Genomic DNA, 18,002 nt, shown 5'->3' with positions numbered 1-18,002 from the left:
AGGAACTTATGGCCAATACGCCGCAGGCAAAAAAGCGCATCCGTCGCAACAGCGCGCGCACGCTGATCAACAAGAATCGCGTGTCGCGCATCCGCACGCTCGTGAAGAAGGTCGAAAACGCGGTTGCCGCCGGCGACAAGGCCGCCGCGACTGCAGCGCTCGCAGCGGCGCAGCCCGAAATGGCGCGCGGCGTTGCCAAGGGCGTCCTCCACAAGAACACGGTTGCGCGCAAATATTCGCGCCTGACCAAGAGCGTGAACGCGATCGCCTGATCCGCGCACGCCGCACCGTCCCGAAAGGGCACAAAAAAGGACCCGTCGGCCAAGCGCCCGCGGGTCCTTTTTTGTTACAGCGCGATGGCAAAGCTGTTGCAGCGCGGTAAGTGACGGATTTATCGCGATTCGTTTACCATGACGTTTTTACGCTGCACTAAATATCTGAAAAATATAAGAAATTTTGCCCTGCAACGCGTTTCCGCGTCCCCTTGCGAGTCAAGAATTTTATTTCAGATTTTTTACGCTCCGCACCCTTGATCGACTCGTCTCCCCCTGCCTAGAAAAAGGCGTCGTTGGCCTTCGCCGGCGGCCGCCACATCGACATGATTCGGAAAGCTTCGGGCTGCGCGCCCGGGACAGGATGCTTGCGCCCCGGCGTGGGCGCCCGGATCGGCATGTGGTGGGCTGCGGGGCGATCGGGCCGCCGTGGGGGCATATTGGGGGCATGGATTGTGGTGCAAAGCGGGGACAGGCGTGACGGCAAGGCAGGCATGGAAACGATGAACGCCGATGCCGCGACGCTTTGGCCGCGCGTGGCCGAAGGGCTGCGCCGCGATCTGGGTGCGCGCACCTTCGATCATTGGCTGAAGCCCGTCCGTTTCGCCGAATATTGCACCCTGTCGGGCGTCGTGACGCTGGAAACCGCGAGCCGCTTTTCGGCCAACTGGATCAACGAACGATTCGGCGAGCGCCTCGAACTGGCGTGGCGCCAGCTGCTGCCCGCGGTGCGCAGCGTGTCGGTGCGCGGCGGAGTTGCCGCTGCCGAGCGGGCGAGCGTGCTCGCCTCGGCGCCGCTGCCGAGCTTCGAGGCGTCAGCGCCTGCTGCTGTGCCCGCCGCCAATCCCGCGCTGCTCGGCTTCGATCCGCGGCTCTGTTTCGATCGCTTCGTCGTCGCGCGCTCGAACATCCTCGCTGCCAATGCGGCGCGCCGCATGGCGATGGTGGAAACGCCGCAGTTCAACCCGCTCTATCTCTGCTCGGGCACCGGGCAGGGCAAGACGCATCTCCTGCAGGCAATCGCGCAGGACTATGCTGCCGCGCACCCGACCGCGACCATCATCCTGATGTCGGCGGAAAAATTCATGCTCGAATTCGTCGGCGCGATGCGCGGCGGCGACATGATGGCGTTCAAGGCGCGGCTCCGCGCCGCCGACCTCTTGCTCCTCGACGATCTGCAGTTCGTGATCGGCAAGAACTCGACGCAGGAAGAGCTGCTCCATACGATCGACGACCTGATGACCGCGGGCAAGCGGCTCGTCGTCACCGCCGACCGGCCGCCCGCGATGCTCGACGGGGTCGAGGCGCGGCTGCTGTCGCGCCTGTCGGGCGGGCTTGTCGCCGATATCGAGGCGCCCGAGGACGATCTGCGCGAACGCATCATCCGCCAGCGCCTTGCCGCCATGCCGATGGTCGAAGTGCCCGACGACGTCGTCGCCTATCTCGTCCGCCATTTCACGCGCAACATCCGCGAACTCGAAGGCGCGCTCAACAAGCTGCTCGCCTATGCAGCGCTGACCGGCGCCAAGGTCGATCTGGCGCTCGCCGAAGATCGGCTTGCCGAAAATGTCCGCAGCGCGCGCCCGCGGATCACGATCGAGGAAATCCAGCGTGCGGTCTGTGCCCATTACCGGCTCGACAAGGCCGAAATGGCGTCGAAACGCCGCGTCCGCGCGGTTGCGCGCCCGCGCCAGGTCGCGATGTATCTCGCCAAGGAACTGACGCCGCGCTCCTATCCCGAGATCGGCCGCCGCTTTGGCGGGCGCGACCATTCGACGGTGATCCACGCGGTCCGCACGGTCGAGGCGCTGCGCGTGACCGACAGCGAACTCGACGGCGAAATCGCCGCGATCCGGCGCAGCCTCAACAACTGATCCACAGACTTATACCGGGCTTATCCCCGGACTTTTGCCGGGATCGGCGGGCGCTTCGGCCGTAGCGAAACTGCGCCCATTTTGACATCGGCATATCCTAGGGTCTTCACCCTACGGCGGCTTGACCGAAAGTTTCAGCTTGCTACTGATCGCGGGACATAAAGAAACCAAAAGTCTCTTGGAGAAGATGCCCGATGCACCCGTCTGTTCATGCTGCCAGCTCGCCCGACAAACCCGCAGTAATCGTCGCCGAAACCGGTGAGACGATCAGCTATGCCGAACTCGACGCAGCGTCGAACCGCGCCGCGCAGCTGTTTCGCAGCCACGGGCTGAAGCATGACGATGTCGTTGCTTTCATGCTGGAAAACACGCCGCATTATTATGGGCTGACCTGGGGGGCACAGCGCGCGGGGCTGCGCTATGTCTGCATTTCGTCGCGGCTGACGCAGGACGAGACCGACTATATCCTTGAAAATTCGGGCGCGAAGATGCTCGTCGTCTCGGCCAGCCTCGCATCCGCGGCACTCCAGCTTGAAACTCGGATCGAACGCTATTCGATGGGTGGCGCGATTGACGGATGGCCCCGAATCGAGGACGCGCTGGCCGCGATGCCCGCGACGCGTATCGCCGACGAACGCGCCGGGGTCGACATGCTCTATTCGTCGGGGACGACCGGCCGGCCCAAGGGGGTCAAGGTGCCGCTCCCCGAAGAGGAGGAGATCGACGCGCCGAACAGTCTGGTGATGCTCGCTTCGGCGGCGTTCGGCATCAACGCCGACAGCATCTATCTTTCGCCCGCGCCGCTCTATCACGCGGCGCCACTCCGCTGGTCGATGACGATCCACCGGCTTGGCGGCACCGTCGTGCTGATGAAGAAATTCGACCCCGAAGCCGCGCTGGCGGCGATCCAGCATTATCGCTGCAATGCGGCGCAGTTCGTGCCCACTCATTTCGTCCGCATGCTCAAATTGCCCGCGGAGGTGCGCGCGCAATATGATGTGTCGTCGATGAAGAGCGCGATCCACGCTGCGGCGCCGTGCCCGGTTCCGGTCAAGCAGGCGATGATCGACTGGTGGGGGCCGGTGCTGCTCGAATATTATGCGGGGTCGGAGGGCAATGGCATGACCTTTGCGACCAGCCAGGACTGGCTGGCGCACAAGGGCACCGTCGGCCGCGCGATCCTGGGGACCGTCCACATCGTCGGCGAGGATAATGAAACCGAAGTGCCGGTCGGCGAGGAGGGCGCGGTCTTTTTCGAAAGCGACAATGTCTTCGAATATCACGACGACCCCGAAAAGACCGCGTCGAGCCGCAATTCGAAGGGCTGGTCGACACTCGGCGACGTCGGCAAGCTCGATGCCGACGGCTTCCTTTATCTCACCGACCGCAAGAGCTTCATGATCATTTCGGGCGGGGTAAACATCTATCCGCAGGAGATCGAAAACCATCTCGTCACCCATCCCAGGGTTGCCGATGTCGCGGTCGTCGGCGGCCCGCACGAGGAAATGGGCGAGGAGGTGATCGCGGTGATTCAGCCCGCCGACATGGCCGACGCGACCGATGAATTCCGCGACGAGCTCGGCGCCTATGCGCGCCAGAAACTGTCGGGCGTGAAGGTGCCGCGCCGGATCGATTTCATGGAGGCGCTGCCGCGCCACGATACGGGCAAACTCTACAAGCGGCTGCTGCGCGACCAATATTGGGAAAAGAAGGCGTGAGCGCACCCCGCGTCAAGACGCGCGACCGCATTCTCGCTGCCGCGCTGCGCCTGTTCAACGAACAGCGCTTCGGCAGCGTATCCACCGCGGCTATCGCCGCCGATGTCGGCATCGCCGAGGGCAATCTCTGGTATCATTTCCGCAGCAAGCGCGCACTCCTCGACGCGATCAGCGCCGATTTCGCCGAGGCGATCGAAGAGCGGCTACAACTGCAGCCGTCCGACGACGGCGATCTGATCGAAGAATATGTCGCACTGCTCGCCTGCATGCAGCGCGAACTCCATACCTTCCGGTTTCTCTATCGCGACCGCGCCGATTATGGCGAATCTAGCCCGATCATTCTCGACCACATCGACGGCTGGTACGAACGCGTGCACGGCCAGCTGATGCTCTATCTCGGCGCGATGATCGATCGCGGCTACCTCGACTGGTCGCGCGCGCGGCTCGGCGATCTTTGCACCAATGCGCTGGTGATCCTGCGCTTCGGCCTCGAATATCAGCGCGAGATGGACCCGGCGGCGGTCGGCGACCTCGATAGCGCGCGCTGGACGGTCGAACGGCATCTGACCTTGTTCGAGGACCGGCTCGATCCCGCTGCGGCGCGCCGCTTCCACCGCGCGATCGAACAGGCCGACCTGCAGGCCTGACGCGCCCCTCCATTTCCGAAGGACCGATCATGCCGCGCCAGCTGGAATTCTTTTTCGACCTATCGTCGCCCTGGACTTATCTGGCGTTCACCAACGTCCAGCCGCTGATCGCGCGCACCGGCGCCAGCGCGACCTTTCGGCCGATCCTGGTCGGCGGGGTGTTCAACGCTGTGAACCAATCGGTCTACGCGGCGCGCGAACAGAGCGGCAATCGCAAGCTGAAACATAGCTGGAAGGTGCTGGGGGACTGGGCGCGGCTTGCGGGGGTGGAGATGAATTTCCCCTCCCGCTGGCATCCGGCAAAGAGCGTCGCGGCGATGCGCTTCGCCACCGCGCTCGAGCCCGATCAGCCGGCGCTGATCGCCTTCGCCCGGGCGGCGTTCGAATCCTATTTCGGCGCGCAGGACAATCTCGACGACCCCGCGGTGCTCGAAGCGGCAGCAACGCGCGCGGGCCTCGACGGCGCGGCGATCCGCGACGCGGCGGCGAGCGATGCGGTCAAGGCGCGGCTGCGCGCCAATACCGACGAGGTGATCGCGCGCGGCGGCTATGGTTCGCCGTCGATGTTCGTCGACGGCGATGATATGTATTTCGGCAACGACCAACTGCCGCTCGTCGAAGCGGCGCTTTTGAAAGCCTGAGAGGACTCTCCATGCAGGACCGTATTTCGATCACCATGCTCGACGACGGCATCGCCGACGTCCGCCTGATCCGCACCGACAAGATGAACGCGCTCGACGGCGCGATGTGGGAGGCGCTTGCAGCGGCGGTCGACCAGCTCAAGGCGACCGCGGGGCTGCGCGTCGTCGTCCTGTCGGGCGAGGGGCGCGCCTTTTGCGCCGGGCTCGATCTCTCCAGCCTCGGCGGCGAGCGCGATCCGGGCGCGAGCAGCGCCGGCGGCGGGCTCGCCGAACGGACGCGCGGCCTTGCCAACAACGCGCAATATGCCGCCTGGGGCTGGCGCGAACTGCCGGTGCCGGTGATCGCGGCGGTGCACGGCGTCGCCTTTGGCGCGGGCAGCCAGATCATGGCCGCAGCCGATATTCGCATCGTTCATCCCGATACGCGGATCGCGATCATGGAAATGCGCTGGGGCCTTGTCCCCGATGTCGCCGGCATGGCGCTGTGGCGCACCCAGGTCGCCGACGACGTGCTGCGCGAGATGATCTACACCAACCGCGAATTCAACGGCGTCGAGGCAAAGGCGCTGGGCTTTGCGACGCATGTCGCCGAAGAACCGCTCGCCAAGGCGATGGAACTTGCGGGGGTGATCGCGGGCAAGAATCCACATGCGATCCGCGGCGCCAAGCGGCTGTGCAACATGCTCGCCGACGCGAGCGATGCCGAAATCCTGCAGGCCGAAAGCGACGAACAGATAAAGGTCATCCGCACCCCCAATCAGATGGAGGCGGTGATGGCGCATATGCAGAAGCGCAAGCCCGACTTCGCCGATTGAGCGGAGGCGTCAGAGCATCGGATTCGTCAGAGTAAGCGCAAGAACCGCGCCGCATTGCCCCAGTCGGCGGCGCGGCGGTCGCGCGCCTTTTGCGCTTCGCTGTCGGCGCCCCAGCGGCGTTCCTGATACAGTTCGTCGAGGCTGACCGCCTCCCAGAGCATGTCGGCGGCGAAGGCGTCCTCGACGAGCGCGAGCCCGGCGACGAGCGACCCGCCGATGGTGACGAGAGGCGACAGCGGCGCGAGGCGAAAGGGATCGAGCGCGTGCACCGCCTCGCGCAGCGCCGCGACCGTCGCGGCGGGCTGGTCGATCGGCAGCACGCCTTGTGCCAGCGCGAATTCGATGCCGTGCCGCGCCTCCGCCCAGGCGAGCAGCGGATTCCACGCCGAAGCCTGTTCGCCTTGCAGCGCGGCATCGCGGTCGTCGCGGTAGCAGAGTAGATCGGTCTGGGCATAGGCGGCGATAGTCTCGGCAAAGGCCGCGCGGTCGCCCGTCGCCAGATCGATCGCGGCGTTGGCGATACCGGTCATCGGCATCGCCGCCGGGTCGATGTCGCTGCCCTGCGCATTCCATTCGGCGGCGATCGCTTCGGCGAGCCTCTCGCTCGGCACCACCAGCGGCGCGCGCGCGGGGGTGCGCACCGGGCGCCCGTCGAGCGCGATGCCTCGGCCGCCGTCCTGGGGGACGGTCGCGGCATTCTTCCAGAAGCGTTTCATGGCGCGGGCGGTGTCCGCCAGCGGCGCGCCAGGATGCGCGGCATGATTGCGAAATCGAACACGCCGGTCAGGACAACGATCACACCGATCCAGCGATCGGTGGGCTGACCGGCGATTGCCCAGCCGCCCCGTATGAGCACGAAGCCCGCCATGATGAAAAGCGCGCCGACGATTCGCATCGCCGACAGCGCGAAAAAGCGCTTCTTGGCCAGCCGGTCCTGTTCGTTGCTCATGCCCCCGCCTTATCGCCTGCGAGCTGGCGCATCAAATGCGCCAGGGCGCCGTGGCCCGTCCGCTCGATTCCCGCTGCCACGCGCTCGCGCTCGGCGGCATCCTTGTTCTGCGACAGTTTCACCGTCGGCCGCCATGCGCTGATCCGCATCTCGAAGCCGGTGATTGCGCTGGTCAACCGCGCGAAATGGCTGGCGTCCAACTTGGCGCGCGTCCACGGCGGATTTTCGCCAACGCGTGCCTCGTGCAGCGTCGACAGCGTGTCGAGCTGCGCGACCAGTTCGGCAACGCCCAGCTTGCGCGGCACGCCTTCCATCTCGACCGCGACATAATTCCATGTCGGTACCGCGGTTGCGGCGTCGGCGTACCAGTTGGCGCTGACATAGGCATCGGGGCCCTGCACCACCGCGAGCGCCGGCGCGCCGGCAAGATGCTTCGTCAGCCCGTTACCGCGCGCGAGGTGGAATTGCAGCGTCGTCGCGTCGGCGCTGAGCACGACGGGCGCGTGGGCGACGCGCGGACCGTCGGGCGTCGCCGCGAAAATGGCGGCAAAGCCGATCTCGCGCACCAGCAGCGCGGCGAGATCGTCCTGTCGGGGCCGGAACGCCGGATTGGGGTGCATCAGCGCGGCTTCCGCGGCGCCGGACCGCGGGCGCCCGTCTTGGCGGCGCCGGGCTTCGCCGGGCCGCGCTTTGCGGACGGTTTGCCGCCCGGCTTCGGTGCGCCGGATTTCGCCGTCCCCGGTTTCGACTTCGCTGCTTTCGCCGTCCCCTGTTTCGATTGGACCTTCGCCTCGGCACGGCCGCGCCGTTCACCGCGTCGTGCCTTGCGCACCTGCTTCGCATGCGCCTTGGCCTTCGCCTTCTGCACCGTCTTGGTCGATACGCGCGGCGCCTCTTCGGTCAGCAGGTCGCCGAGCAGCGGGTCGAAGCCCAGCGCCTCCAGACTTTCGGCGAAATGCGGCGGCAGCGGCGCGCTGATGTCGATCGCGCCGCCGTCGGGATGGTCGATGCGCAGCCGGCGGCTGTGCAGGTGCAGTTTGCGGCTGATGGTTCCGGTCAGGAACGCGCCCTTGCCGCCATATTTGCCGTCGCCGACGATCGGATGGCCGATCGCCGCCATATGGACGCGCAATTGATGCGTGCGGCCGGTCAGCGGCTGCAGTTCGACCCACGCCGCACTGTTCCCCGCGCGTTCGATGACGCGATAGCGCGATTTCGACGGCAGGCCTTTCTCGTCGACGTGCATCTTCTCGCCGCCCGATCCGGGTTGCTTGGCGAGCGGCAGGTCGATCTCGCCCTGCGCGATGTCGGGGACGCCGACAACGATCGCCCAATAGGTCTTGCGAGCGCTGCGGTTCGAAAAGGCCTTGGCGAACCATGCGGCGGCGCGCGGAGTGCGCGCGACGAGCAGCGCGCCCGACGTATCCTTGTCGAGCCGGTGGACCAGCTTGGGACGCACGGCGGCATCGCCCTGCAGGGCGCCGAGCAGGCCGTCGACATGGCTGTCGGTCTTGGTTCCGCCTTGCGTCGCGAGGCCCGGCGGCTTGTCGAGCACCAGCGCGCTCTTGTCGCGGTGGATGACCATCGCTTCGGCGAGCGCGATATCGGCGGGCGACAGCGCCTTTTCCTTGCGCGGCCGGGGGCCGGTTGGCGCCGTGGGCGGTACCGGCATCGCGATTGTCTGCCCCGCCTCGATCCGGTCCGAGACATCGGCCTTGCGCCCGTCGACGGTCAGTTCACCCGACCGGGCCCAGCGCGCGATCAGCGCGTGGGGCGTGCCCGGCCGGTGCCTTTTGAACCAGCGGTCGAGGCGGATGCCGTCATCCTCCTCGGCGACAATGGCGCTGTCGCCGCTCATGCGGGAAGCTGCCGCATCATGGCCATTCCGACGCCGCACGCCGCAATACCGATGATGACCGACGCGCCGACATAGGCCGCCGCCTGCGCCATCTGGCCCCGTTCGAACAGCGTCCAAAACTCCATGCTGAACGACGAGAAGGTGGTGAAGCCGCCCAGCACCCCGACGCCCAAGAACAGTCGGGCCTGATCGCTGCCGCCGCTACGCGCGAGCCAGCCGATCAGCAGCCCCATCATCAGGCTGCCGGCGATATTGACCGACAAGGTCCACCAGGGAAAGCCGGGGCCAAGCCGCGCGAGCAGGATCTGGCCGACCAGGTGCCGCGCACCCGCGCCGATCGCACCGCCGACCATGACAGGGAAAAGTCCGTTCATCCGCTCGCCCTAGCCGTAAAAGCGCGTGGCGCAAAGCCGGCGATCGCCCGTTGTTGATCGCATCGCTGCCTGTCGGCGACAGGGATCGTCGCCAAGGGGGCACGGCGATGAGAACAAAACAAGTTCCGATCGGACCTTCTTACCGCCTGTCGGCGCTCGGCGAATAGGTGCTGGCGCGCCAGGGAGAGCGCCTGCAGACGCGAAAGGGGCGCGGCCCCCCGGCTACGCCCCTTTCCCCCCTAAACCCCTTCCTCTGGTGGAAGGGGATAACTTTGTTCAGCGCGCGGCCATGCGCACCGGCTTGCCCGCCGATGCCCACTGGATCGCCTCGCTGCCGCCCATTTCGCGGACGAAGCAGCTCTGGCCCTGGGCCTTGAGGCTGCGGCACAGCTTCACGGCGTCGGCGCGCGAGCCGAGACCGTTGACGGTCAAGCGGAAGAAGGTGCGGCCATCGACGACCGCTGAATGGCTCGAAGCCGGATAAGCGGCCAGCACGCCGTTGCGCTTTTTCAACACGCCCCACTTTTCCTTGGCGATGCCCAGGCTGTCATAGGCGCCGAGCTGGACGGCCCAGCCCTGCGGCCTGGCGGCATCGAAGGCGGCGACGCGCGGCATGACCTTCGCGGCCAGTTCCTTCGCTTCGGGCGACGGCTTGCGAACATAATCGCCCGCGACGCGCGGCGCGGCGCGATAGGGCTTGGCGTCGGCCATGATGACGGGCGCGGCCTTGGGCTGCGGCAGATCGGTGACCGGCACGACGCCATTGGCGTCGCGCTGCGGCATCGGCAGTTCGACCGTGCGGATCGCGCTGTCGGCACTGGCGAGCAGCGGCGGCGGCGGCGCAAACTGACCGACCGGCGCGGGATCGGCGCTCGCCAGAACCGGGGCGTCGGCGGCCGGCGCGGTATCGGCGGCGGCCATCTGCGTACCGGCGAAGTTGCTGAGCGCAAGGCGCACCGGCATACCGGCATCCTGTTGCGGCGTCGTGCCGATCAGGCTCGCGACGCGAAGCTGCGAATTGGGTTGTTCGGCCAGTTTCGACCATTCGGCCATGCGCGTTTCCACCTTCGCGAGCGACAGATCCTGCGACGCGACGATGCGCGCCTGCGCCCAGCGGCCCGACAGGGCAAGCGCCAGCGCCAGATTCTGCCGCGTGCGCGCGGTCGCGCCTTCGGCGCGCGCGGCTTCGGTCAGGATATAGATTGCCGATTCGGTGTCTCCGGCCAGCGCGAGCGCGAGGCCGAGGTCGGGGGCCGGAACGGTATCGAAATTTTCCTTGAGCAGCGACACCGCCTGCGATGTCTTGCCCTGTGCGATATGCGCCAGCGTCATTGCGAGCACCGTGTTGCTGTCCTTGACGCCCAGCTCCATCGCTTCCGACAGGGCGTCGGTCGCCGAGGCGAAGCGTCCGTCGTTCAGATAGGCCTGACCGAGCAGCGCGCGGTAATGGCCGTCGCGTGGGCTCGCCGCGACCGCGGCTTCGGCAAGACCGACCGCCTTGCTGACCTTGCCATCCTCAAGGGCGGCGCGCGCCTTTTCGGCCGACGCGGCGGCAACCTCGGGCTTGCCCGCGGCATCGTTCGGCCCCGCGGCGACCTTGCCGGGTGCGGCGCACCCGGTCGTGGTAACGCCCAGGACAAAGCCCGAAACGGCGAGCTTCATCAGCATGTTGCGGTTCATGTCAGGTCCCCCTTTATCTGGTCCGGATCAGGCCGACTTGCGCAGCGGGCGCGCGGCGGGCAGGCGGCTCGCCATCGCGTCGATTTCGGGCAAGGCCGACAGATAATCGTCGAGCAGTTCGGTCAGGATCGTCTGCGCCGACCGGTTGGTCACCGCACTCGCAAGGCGCAGGCGCAAATGGCGTTCGGCATCGAGGCGGAGCGTGAACGCCGCTTTTTCGCGAGCGCGCTGCGTTCGCGGCGCCTTGTCCTTCTTCGCCTTGGGCTCGGGCCGCGCCTCGACCTTGCGGGCGACGGCCGCGACGCGCTCGATCAGCGATTCCTGCTGGCGAACGATTTCGGGAACTTCGACTGCTTCGGGAGCAAAGTCGGCCGCCGGCGCGCCAGTCAGATCGACCGGCGTCGGATCGAGCGGCGCCATGTCGGCGGGCGTCAGGTCGGCCGTTTCTTCGGCGATCAGCTCGTGGCCGGTGCTGGCGTCGACCGCATGTTCGGCAGCGGCATTGTGATCGAGCACCGATCCGGCGAGCAGCGGCTTCAGATCGACCATGCGTGCCGGTTCCGTCGACTGCTGCGGATCGACATCATAGCCCATGTCGTTCCAGCCCAGATCGTCATAGCCCTGCTGGCCGAAGGTCGCGGCGGGGCCGCTGCCGAGTGGCTGGCGGCGCATGGCAGGCCGTGCAGCGCCCTTGCGGGCCAGCAGTCCGGCGCTCAGCGATGCGAGGGGTTTGGGTTCGCCCATTTTTTCTACTCCCCCGTTCACTGGCCGGCCATGCGGCGGCCGAAACCGCCGCCCATCGGGCGGACGGTGCCGTAGCCGGGCTGTGCCGGCATCGGGGCGGAGAAGACGGTGCGGCGGAAATTCTTTTCCAGCCGGTCGTTTATATAGGTCCAAAGCTGGCGGATCTCGTCGGCCGAACGGCTGTTCGGATCGACCTCCATCACCGTGCGGCCATCGATCATCGAAGCCGCATAATCGGTGCGATGGTGCAGCGTTACCGGCGCGACGGTGCCGTGCTGCGACAGCGCAACCGCCGCTTCGCTTGTGATCTTGGCTTTCGGGGTTGCCGCGTTGACGACGAACACCAGCGGCTTGCCCGCTCGTTCGCACAGGTCGACGGTGGCGCCGACGGCGCGCAGGTCGTGCGGGCTCGGACGCGTCGGGACGACGATCAGCTCGGCGACCGAAATCACGCTCTGGATCGCCATGGTGATCGCGGGCGGTGTGTCGATGACCGCGAGCTTGAAGCCCTGCTGGCGCAATATCTCGAGGTCGGACGCCAGCCGCGCGACGGTCGTCTGCGCAAAGGCCGGCAGATCGGTCTCGCGTTCATTCCACCAGTCGGCAAGCGAACCCTGCGGATCGATGTCGATCAGGACGACCGGACCGGCGCCTGCAAGCTGGGCCTGCACCGCCAGATGCCCCGACAGGGTCGTCTTGCCCGACCCGCCCTTTTGTGAAGCCAATGCCAGAACGCGCACTGCTGTCCCCCTGAAAAAATCAACGAATTGGCGGGGGAATGCCATGCAGGGAGCTAAAATTGGGTTAACGATGATAAAAAGAAGGTGAACGAATTGCGCAGGAATCTGGTTAACAAGGCGTCAGTAACGACATGTGCCGAAGCGGGGCAACTTCGCTGCGCCCGGCCTCTATGCTAAGGGGCTGTTAGCCATTTGGGGTTAGGACCGGCTGCCGCGACGGCCGCCCGCCCGGTGCGGCGCAAGTCATTGGAGAATAAGATGCGTTCATTTCGCACCGCGCTGCGCCTCGCGCTCCCGATCGCTTCGGCCCTCGCTTTCGCGCTGCCCGCTCACGCGGACGTCAAGGATGGCGTCGACGCATGGCAGGCCGGCGATTTTGCGAAGGCGGTGGCCGAATGGCGGCCGCTGGCGCTCGCCGGCGATGCCGATGCGCAGTTCAATCTGGGCCAGGCGTACAAGCTAGGGCGCGGTGTGGCGGTCGATCTGGTGCAGGCCGAAAGCTGGTATCGCCGCGCCGCAAAACAGGGCCATCTCCAGGCTGAGGATAATCTTGGCCTCGTCATCTTCACCGCCGGGCGGCAGAAGGAGGCGATGCCCTATATCATCCGCTCGGCCGAACGCGGCGAGCCGCGCGCGCAATATGTACTCGGCACCGCGCTGTTCAACGGCGACCTCATCGCCAAGGACTGGCCGCGCAGCTATGCGCTGACGAAACGCGCCAGCGATGCCGGGCTGACTGTCGCCTCGGCGCGGCTGGTCCAGCTCGACCAGCTCGTGCCGCTCGACCAGCGTCAGCGCGGGCTCGCCATGCTGCCGCAGATGGAAAAGGACGAAGCGCGTGCGCGTCTCGCGGCGGTCAGTGCGGGCGCCCCGGCGCCCGACGCAGCGCCCGCGCCGACGATCCGCACGGCCAGCCTGCCGGCCTCCCAACCGGGCGCGAGCTATACGCCGCCGCCGCTGATCGAACCGCAGCCCTCCGCCGCGAAGCCCGCCAAGTCGCGCGACGCCGCCACCGCCGCGAGCGAAGCGAGAGCCGATGGCGTCGCCGCGACGGCCGCCGCCAAGCCAGGGACCAGCTATGCTGCGCCGCCGCTGGCGGGCCCGCTGCCGGCAACCCCGGCCGCGGCTCCGGCGCCCAAACGTATCCGCGTCGAACCGGCGGCGACGCCCGATGCCGCGGCCAAGCCCGCGCCGGTGCGCGCCGCAACCTCCGGCCCGTGGCGCGCACAGCTCGGCGCCTTTGCGGTCGATGGCAATGCGAAGAAATTGTGGGCGACGCTGGCGCGCAAATATCCCGCCGTCGCGGCCCAGACCCCCGCCTATGTCAAGGCGGGGTCGGTCACGCGGCTTCACGCCACTGGCTTTGCCACCCGCGCCGATGCCCAGGGCTTTTGCGCTACGCTCCAGAAGAGCGGACAGGCCTGCCTCGTCGTCGACAAATAGCCGTCGGCGCGGCAGGCCCGCTTCGCCTTACCTCAATCCGCTTCAGGGCAGCCGCTTGATTGCGGGCGGCGTCCAGCGGCCTTCGCGGGCCGCGCGCTCGGGCAGGTAGAGGCGCAGGTTCATCGAAAAGGACCCGGCGGGGGCGGGCAGCCAGTTGGCCTGTTTGTCGGCGCCGGGGTCGTCCTTCTGGATATAGAGGTCGAGCGATCCGTCGGCATTGAACGCCAGCTTGTCGCGATCGCCGATCGCATAGCGGCCGATCGGATTGTCGACGAAGAACTGATCTTCGCCATACATGGTCAGCGACCAGAAGGCGTCGGCGGGCGGAAGCTGGTCCTTGTCGAAATGCAGCACATAGCGTGCGGCACCGGTCAGCGGCTTGCCCTCGCTGTCGAGCGGCGCCATCGGGTAGATGGCTTCCTCGGGCGGCAGCGCACCCAGCCCGGCATAGGCAACGAAGGCGCGTTGCAGATAGTCATTGCCATAGACGCCCAGCGCATTGCCCAGCGCAACCCAATTGTTGCGCGTCAGCGCCAGCCGTTTACGGCGATCGAGCATCCGCTGATAGGCGTCGGCCGCGGCGCGCGTCAGGCCGCGCTGGACCGCCGGATCGGCCTTTGCGAGGTCGAAATCCTGTCCCGGAACCAGACCCACGCGCTCCATGCGCAGCAGGATCGCGTAATCGGTCGCGTGCGGCGGATTGCGCTTCATCACCTCAGCGAAGCGCGCGAAAAAGGCGCCGGGCGTCATCTGTGCGACCTGGATCACCGGCGGGGTCTTCATGTCGACGCTGCTGTCGACCTTCGGCATTGTGACGGCGCGCGGTTTGCCCCATTGCGACAGCGGCGCAGCATCATAGCCTGCCTGCAGGCTGTGGACATGGTCGTAATCGGCGGGGCCGTTGGTCTGGATGCGCCCGATGATCCACCCCATGTCGGTCGGGCTGCGCACCATCCGCATCCCCTGGGGCAGCCTGCCCTGCCAATGCGGACCGACCAGCGCGACGGTACCACCGTCGTTGCCCGTGGTGCGCGTGCCCAGCGTCGCGAACACCTCGGTCCACATGTCCATGATCGGCACCACATGATAGCGGCCGGCGGTCTTCGGCAGCGTCAGGACGAGCGGGTCCTTGCCGACGTCATACCATAGCGAGGAATAAAGCGTGTCGGCGTTGGGGCGCACGACATCCTTGAAGGTCGCGTCGGGATAGGTTCGCATATGCGAGAAATCGTTCATCGGCGCGCGCAGCCGTCCGGGCGCACCGGCATTGGTCGATACGAGCCGGGTCGTGTCCATCAGCACCATCGGATAGCCATAGGTATAGGCGTCGAGGCCGATCTCATAGGCCTCCTCCTCGCTCGCGGGGGCCGCCTGCACGGCCGGGCCCGACAGCGTGCCCGCGAGCATCGCCAGCAGCGCCAACAGATATTTCATAGGACCTCACTCCTCTATCCACCTTTGCATTGGCGCCGTAGCGGGGCAGGCGGGCGCAGTCTGTCATCGGGCCGACAATCTCGTTGGGAAAATTGCCGCCGCATCCTACTATGGGCGCCGGGAGGACGGGTGATGGCGTCGCGGTCGCGGGAAAGCGTGGGGGAAGACACAGCGCCGACGCACGGCGACCGGCTGGCCGTGCTGCGCCGCTGTCCGCTCTTCGCTGCCTGGCCGGAGGCGCGGCTTGCCGACCTCGCCCGCATCGCGCGCAGCGCCGACTATCCGCGCGGCGCCGAAATCTTCGCGCGCGATCCCGAACAACGCGACATTTTCGTGATCGCGGCAGGCGGGGTCGAGGTCAGCCGGGGCAGCGCCGCCGGACGCAAGTTCGTGCTCAGCCTGTCGGGACCGTTCGAAGTGCTCGCGCTCGTTCGTCTGCTCGACAATCCGCCGATCCGTTTCGCTTACCGCGCGCATAAGGATACGACACTGGTGCATCTGCCGGTGGCCGGGCTGCGCGCGATCCTCGACACCGATCCGATCCTGTGGCGTGACATCGCGCTGCTCATGTGCGCGCGGCAGGGTGACAGCCTGCGGCTGCTCAACGACCAGCAGCTCGGATCGCTCGACCAGCGCATGGCGTGGACGCTCGCTGACCTCGCGCGCATCCACGGCATCGCGGGCGAACAGGGGACCGACTTGGGTTTGCGATTGCCTCAGGAGCAATTGGGCGCGATGCTTGGCGTCACGCGCCAGAGCGTGAACAAGCTGTTGCGCGGGTTCGAGGAGGCGGGGCTGATCGCCATCGATTACAACCGCATTACCATCCGCGACCCTGCGGCGCTCGATCGCCTCGCGGCGCAGCGCGATTAGGCGACCCGCCCCGGCACCGCCGACAAAAAAAGGGGCCGCAAGGCCCCTTTTCGATCCGGCAAGCGACGCGCGGCGTCAGCCGGCGATATGTTCGGCGAGGACGGTGAGGCCGGCTTCGTTCACTTCGGCAAAGCCGCCTTCGACCTCGATCGTTTCGGGCTGGGCGCCGTTCGTCGCATAGATGGTCAGCGGGCCGTTGCGCAGCGTCGCCATGAAGGGCGCATGGCCTTCGAGCACCGAGAAATCGCCTTCGCTGCCCGGCACGGTGACCATATAGACGTCGCTCGACCGCTCGAGGCGGGCGGGGGTAACGAGTTCGAACTTCAGAGCCATATCTCTATTCCTACAACCCCTCCCCCGAAAGGGAGGGGCCGTTATCCTCAGGCCGCGTCTTCGGCGAGCTTCGCGGCCTTGGCGACCGCTTCGTCGATGCCGCCGACCATATAGAAGGCTGCTTCGGGCAGATGGTCATATTCGCCGTCGACGACGGCCTTGAACGACTTCACCGTTTCCTCGATCGGCACGAACTTGCCGGGGATGCCGGTGAAGACTTCGGCGACGTGGAACGGCTGCGACAGGAAGCGCTGGATCTTGCGCGCGCGGGCGACGACCAGCTTATCTTCTTCCGAAAGCTCGTCCATGCCCAGGATCGCGATGATGTCCTGCAGCGACTTGTACTTCTGCAGCGTTTCCTGAACGCGGCGGGCGGTTTCGTAATGCTCCTGGCCGACCGTCGCGGCGGTCAGCACGCGGCTGGTCGAATCGAGCGGGTCGACCGCGGGATAGATGCCGAGTTCCGAAATCGCGCGGCTCAGCGTCGTGGTCGCGTCCAAGTGAGCGAAGGAGGTGGCGGGAGCCGGGTCGGTCAAGTCGTCCGCGGGGACGTAAATGGCCTGCACCGACGTGATCGAGCCCTTGGTGGTCGAGGTGATGCGTTCCTGAAGCGCGCCCATGTCGGTCGACAGGGTCGGCTGGTAACCCACGGCGGAAGGAATACGGCCGAGCAGCGCCGACACTTCCGAACCCGCCTGCGTGAAGCGGAAGATGTTGTCGACGAAGAACAGAACGTCCTGGCCTTCCTGGTCGCGGAAATATTCGGCCATGGTCAGGCCCGAGAGCGCGACGCGAGCACGCGCACCCGGGGGTTCGTTCATCTGGCCGAACACCAGCGCCACCTTCGACCCCTCGGGGGTCGGGTTGCCGTCGGCGTCCTTGGCGATAACGCCGGCGTCGAGGAATTCGTGATAGAGGTCGTTGCCTTCGCGGGTGCGTTCACCGACGCCCGCGAACACCGACACGCCGCCGTGGCCCTTGGCGATGTTGTTGATCAGTTCCTGAATGAGAACGGTCTTGCCGACGCCGGCGCCGCCGAACAGGCCGATCTTGCCGCCCTTGGCGTAGGGCGCGATCAGGTCGATGACCTTGATGCCGGTGACCAGGATCGCCGCTTCGGTCGACTGGTCGACGAATTCGGGAGCCTTGGCATGGATCGGTGCGGTCATGTCGCTGTTCACCGGGCCGCGCTCGTCGATCGGGTCACCGATGACGTTGAGGATGCGGCCGAGCGTCTGCGGGCCGACGGGAACCGAAATCTGCGCACCGGTGTCGGTGACGGGCTGGCCGCGGGTCAGGCCGTCGGTCGCATCCATCGCGATCGTGCGGACGGTGTTCTCGCCAAGGTGCTGCGCAACTTCGAGGACGAGGCGGTTGCCATTGTTGTCGGTTTCGAGCGCGTTCAGAATGGCGGGCAGCGGGCCGGTGAACTGGACGTCGACGACGGCGCCGATGACCTGTGCAACGCGGCCGGTCGCGGTGCCGGTCGCAGCAGCCTTCGGCGCTGCGGCCTTCTTCGGCGCAGCAGCCTTGGGCGCGGCGGCCTTCTTGGCGGGAGCCTTCTTTTCAGCGGGAGCGGTAGCCATGGTCTTCTTCCTTGGGTTGAT

General features: G+C 66.7%; 19 protein-coding genes. 8 read left to right on the top strand and 11 right to left on the bottom strand.

Annotated elements, in window-relative coordinates; genetic code table 11:
* The first annotated feature begins 8 nt into the window (after nt 1-8).
* From rpsT to P1IM2_RS01935, 6 genes are all read left to right on the top strand, one after another.
* Entirely contained in the window at nt 9-272 is a 264-nt protein-coding gene (rpsT, locus tag P1IM2_RS01960) for a 30S ribosomal protein S20 (RefSeq protein ID WP_003048739.1), read from the top strand.
* Nucleotides 273-775: 503 nt separating this feature from the next.
* Nucleotides 776-2,146: a chromosomal replication initiator protein DnaA gene (dnaA, locus tag P1IM2_RS01955; RefSeq protein WP_222102996.1), complete on the top strand. Its 1,371-nt coding sequence runs from the start codon at nt 776-778 to the stop codon at nt 2,144-2,146.
* 194 nt (nt 2,147-2,340) lie between these two features.
* Nucleotides 2,341-3,864: an acyl-CoA synthetase gene (locus P1IM2_RS01950; RefSeq protein WP_186401258.1), complete on the top strand. Its 1,524-nt coding sequence runs from the start codon at nt 2,341-2,343 to the stop codon at nt 3,862-3,864.
* Nucleotides 3,861-4,511 carry a TetR/AcrR family transcriptional regulator gene (locus P1IM2_RS01945; protein WP_062901154.1) on the top strand — a complete coding sequence of 217 codons (651 nt, stop codon included), beginning with the start codon at nt 3,861-3,863 and terminating at the stop codon, nt 4,509-4,511. The genes P1IM2_RS01950 and P1IM2_RS01945 overlap by 4 nt, the downstream gene beginning before the upstream one ends.
* Before the next feature lie 29 nt (nt 4,512-4,540).
* A complete protein-coding gene (locus P1IM2_RS01940) occupies nt 4,541-5,152 on the top strand; it encodes a 2-hydroxychromene-2-carboxylate isomerase (RefSeq protein ID WP_186401257.1) in 612 nt (203 codons plus the stop codon).
* 11 nt (nt 5,153-5,163) lie between these two features.
* Nucleotides 5,164-5,967, top strand: a complete 804-nt coding sequence (locus P1IM2_RS01935) for a crotonase/enoyl-CoA hydratase family protein (protein WP_186401256.1) — start codon at nt 5,164-5,166, stop codon at nt 5,965-5,967.
* A gap of 26 nt (nt 5,968-5,993) precedes the next feature.
* Here the strand turns inward: P1IM2_RS01935 and P1IM2_RS01930 are convergent, their stop codons facing one another.
* From P1IM2_RS01930 to P1IM2_RS01895, 8 genes are all read right to left on the bottom strand, one after another.
* Nucleotides 5,994-6,683: an ATP12 family chaperone protein gene (locus P1IM2_RS01930; protein ID WP_062901151.1), complete on the bottom strand. Its 690-nt coding sequence runs from the start codon at nt 6,681-6,683 to the stop codon at nt 5,994-5,996.
* Complete coding sequence (locus P1IM2_RS01925) at nt 6,680-6,916, bottom strand: hypothetical protein (protein WP_003048754.1); 237 nt, start codon at nt 6,914-6,916, stop codon at nt 6,680-6,682. Before P1IM2_RS01925 ends, P1IM2_RS01930 begins: the two co-directional genes overlap by 4 nt.
* Nucleotides 6,913-7,536, bottom strand: coding sequence for an FMN-binding negative transcriptional regulator (locus P1IM2_RS01920; RefSeq protein WP_186401255.1), 624 nt, complete (start codon nt 7,534-7,536; stop codon nt 6,913-6,915). Before P1IM2_RS01920 ends, P1IM2_RS01925 begins: the two co-directional genes overlap by 4 nt.
* Nucleotides 7,536-8,774: an RluA family pseudouridine synthase gene (locus P1IM2_RS01915; RefSeq protein ID WP_062901149.1), complete on the bottom strand. Its 1,239-nt coding sequence runs from the start codon at nt 8,772-8,774 to the stop codon at nt 7,536-7,538. The genes P1IM2_RS01920 and P1IM2_RS01915 overlap by 1 nt, the downstream gene beginning before the upstream one ends.
* Complete coding sequence (gene crcB / locus P1IM2_RS01910; protein ID WP_062901148.1) at nt 8,771-9,148, bottom strand: fluoride efflux transporter CrcB; 378 nt, start codon at nt 9,146-9,148, stop codon at nt 8,771-8,773. Before crcB ends, P1IM2_RS01915 begins: the two co-directional genes overlap by 4 nt.
* Nucleotides 9,149-9,424: 276 nt before the next feature.
* The gene (locus tag P1IM2_RS01905) at nt 9,425-10,828 is read right to left on the bottom strand and encodes an SPOR domain-containing protein (protein WP_062901147.1); all 1,404 of its coding nucleotides are present in this window, start codon (nt 10,826-10,828) and stop codon (nt 9,425-9,427) included.
* Between the two features lie 27 nt (nt 10,829-10,855).
* Nucleotides 10,856-11,572: a hypothetical protein gene (locus P1IM2_RS01900; protein WP_062901146.1), complete on the bottom strand. Its 717-nt coding sequence runs from the start codon at nt 11,570-11,572 to the stop codon at nt 10,856-10,858.
* Nucleotides 11,573-11,589: 17 nt separating this feature from the next.
* A complete protein-coding gene (locus tag P1IM2_RS01895; RefSeq protein ID WP_003048766.1) occupies nt 11,590-12,312 on the bottom strand; it encodes a ParA family protein in 723 nt (240 codons plus the stop codon).
* A 258-nt stretch (nt 12,313-12,570) separates the two neighbouring features.
* Between P1IM2_RS01895 and P1IM2_RS01890 the strand changes: the two genes are divergently transcribed.
* On the top strand, nt 12,571-13,755 hold the full coding sequence (locus P1IM2_RS01890) for an SPOR domain-containing protein (protein WP_186401254.1): 1,185 nt from the start codon (nt 12,571-12,573) through the stop codon (nt 13,753-13,755).
* Nucleotides 13,756-13,797: 42 nt separating this feature from the next.
* Here P1IM2_RS01890 and P1IM2_RS01885 read toward each other — a convergent pair whose 3' ends face one another.
* The gene (locus P1IM2_RS01885; protein WP_062901144.1) at nt 13,798-15,189 is read right to left on the bottom strand and encodes a DUF1254 domain-containing protein; all 1,392 of its coding nucleotides are present in this window, start codon (nt 15,187-15,189) and stop codon (nt 13,798-13,800) included.
* 132 nt (nt 15,190-15,321) lie between these two features.
* Between P1IM2_RS01885 and P1IM2_RS01880 the strand changes: the two genes are divergently transcribed.
* A complete protein-coding gene (locus P1IM2_RS01880) occupies nt 15,322-16,062 on the top strand; it encodes a Crp/Fnr family transcriptional regulator (RefSeq protein WP_062901143.1) in 741 nt (246 codons plus the stop codon).
* 75 nt (nt 16,063-16,137) lie between these two features.
* On the opposite strand, the gene P1IM2_RS01875 is transcribed toward P1IM2_RS01880, so the two are convergent.
* On the bottom strand, nt 16,138-16,395 hold the full coding sequence (locus P1IM2_RS01875) for an ATP synthase F1 subunit epsilon (protein ID WP_003043394.1): 258 nt from the start codon (nt 16,393-16,395) through the stop codon (nt 16,138-16,140).
* Between the two features lie 47 nt (nt 16,396-16,442).
* A complete protein-coding gene (atpD, locus tag P1IM2_RS01870; protein WP_082819839.1) occupies nt 16,443-17,981 on the bottom strand; it encodes a F0F1 ATP synthase subunit beta in 1,539 nt (512 codons plus the stop codon).
* Between the last annotated feature and the right edge of the window lie 21 nt (nt 17,982-18,002).

Origin of the sequence: Sphingopyxis sp. P1IMeth2 (assembly GCF_900185685.1) — a bacterium.
Classification (GTDB): Bacteria; Pseudomonadota; Alphaproteobacteria; order Sphingomonadales; family Sphingomonadaceae; genus Sphingopyxis; species Sphingopyxis terrae_A.
Note: the sequence above shows the minus strand (reverse complement) of the source record. Positions and strands in the feature narration are given on the sequence as shown.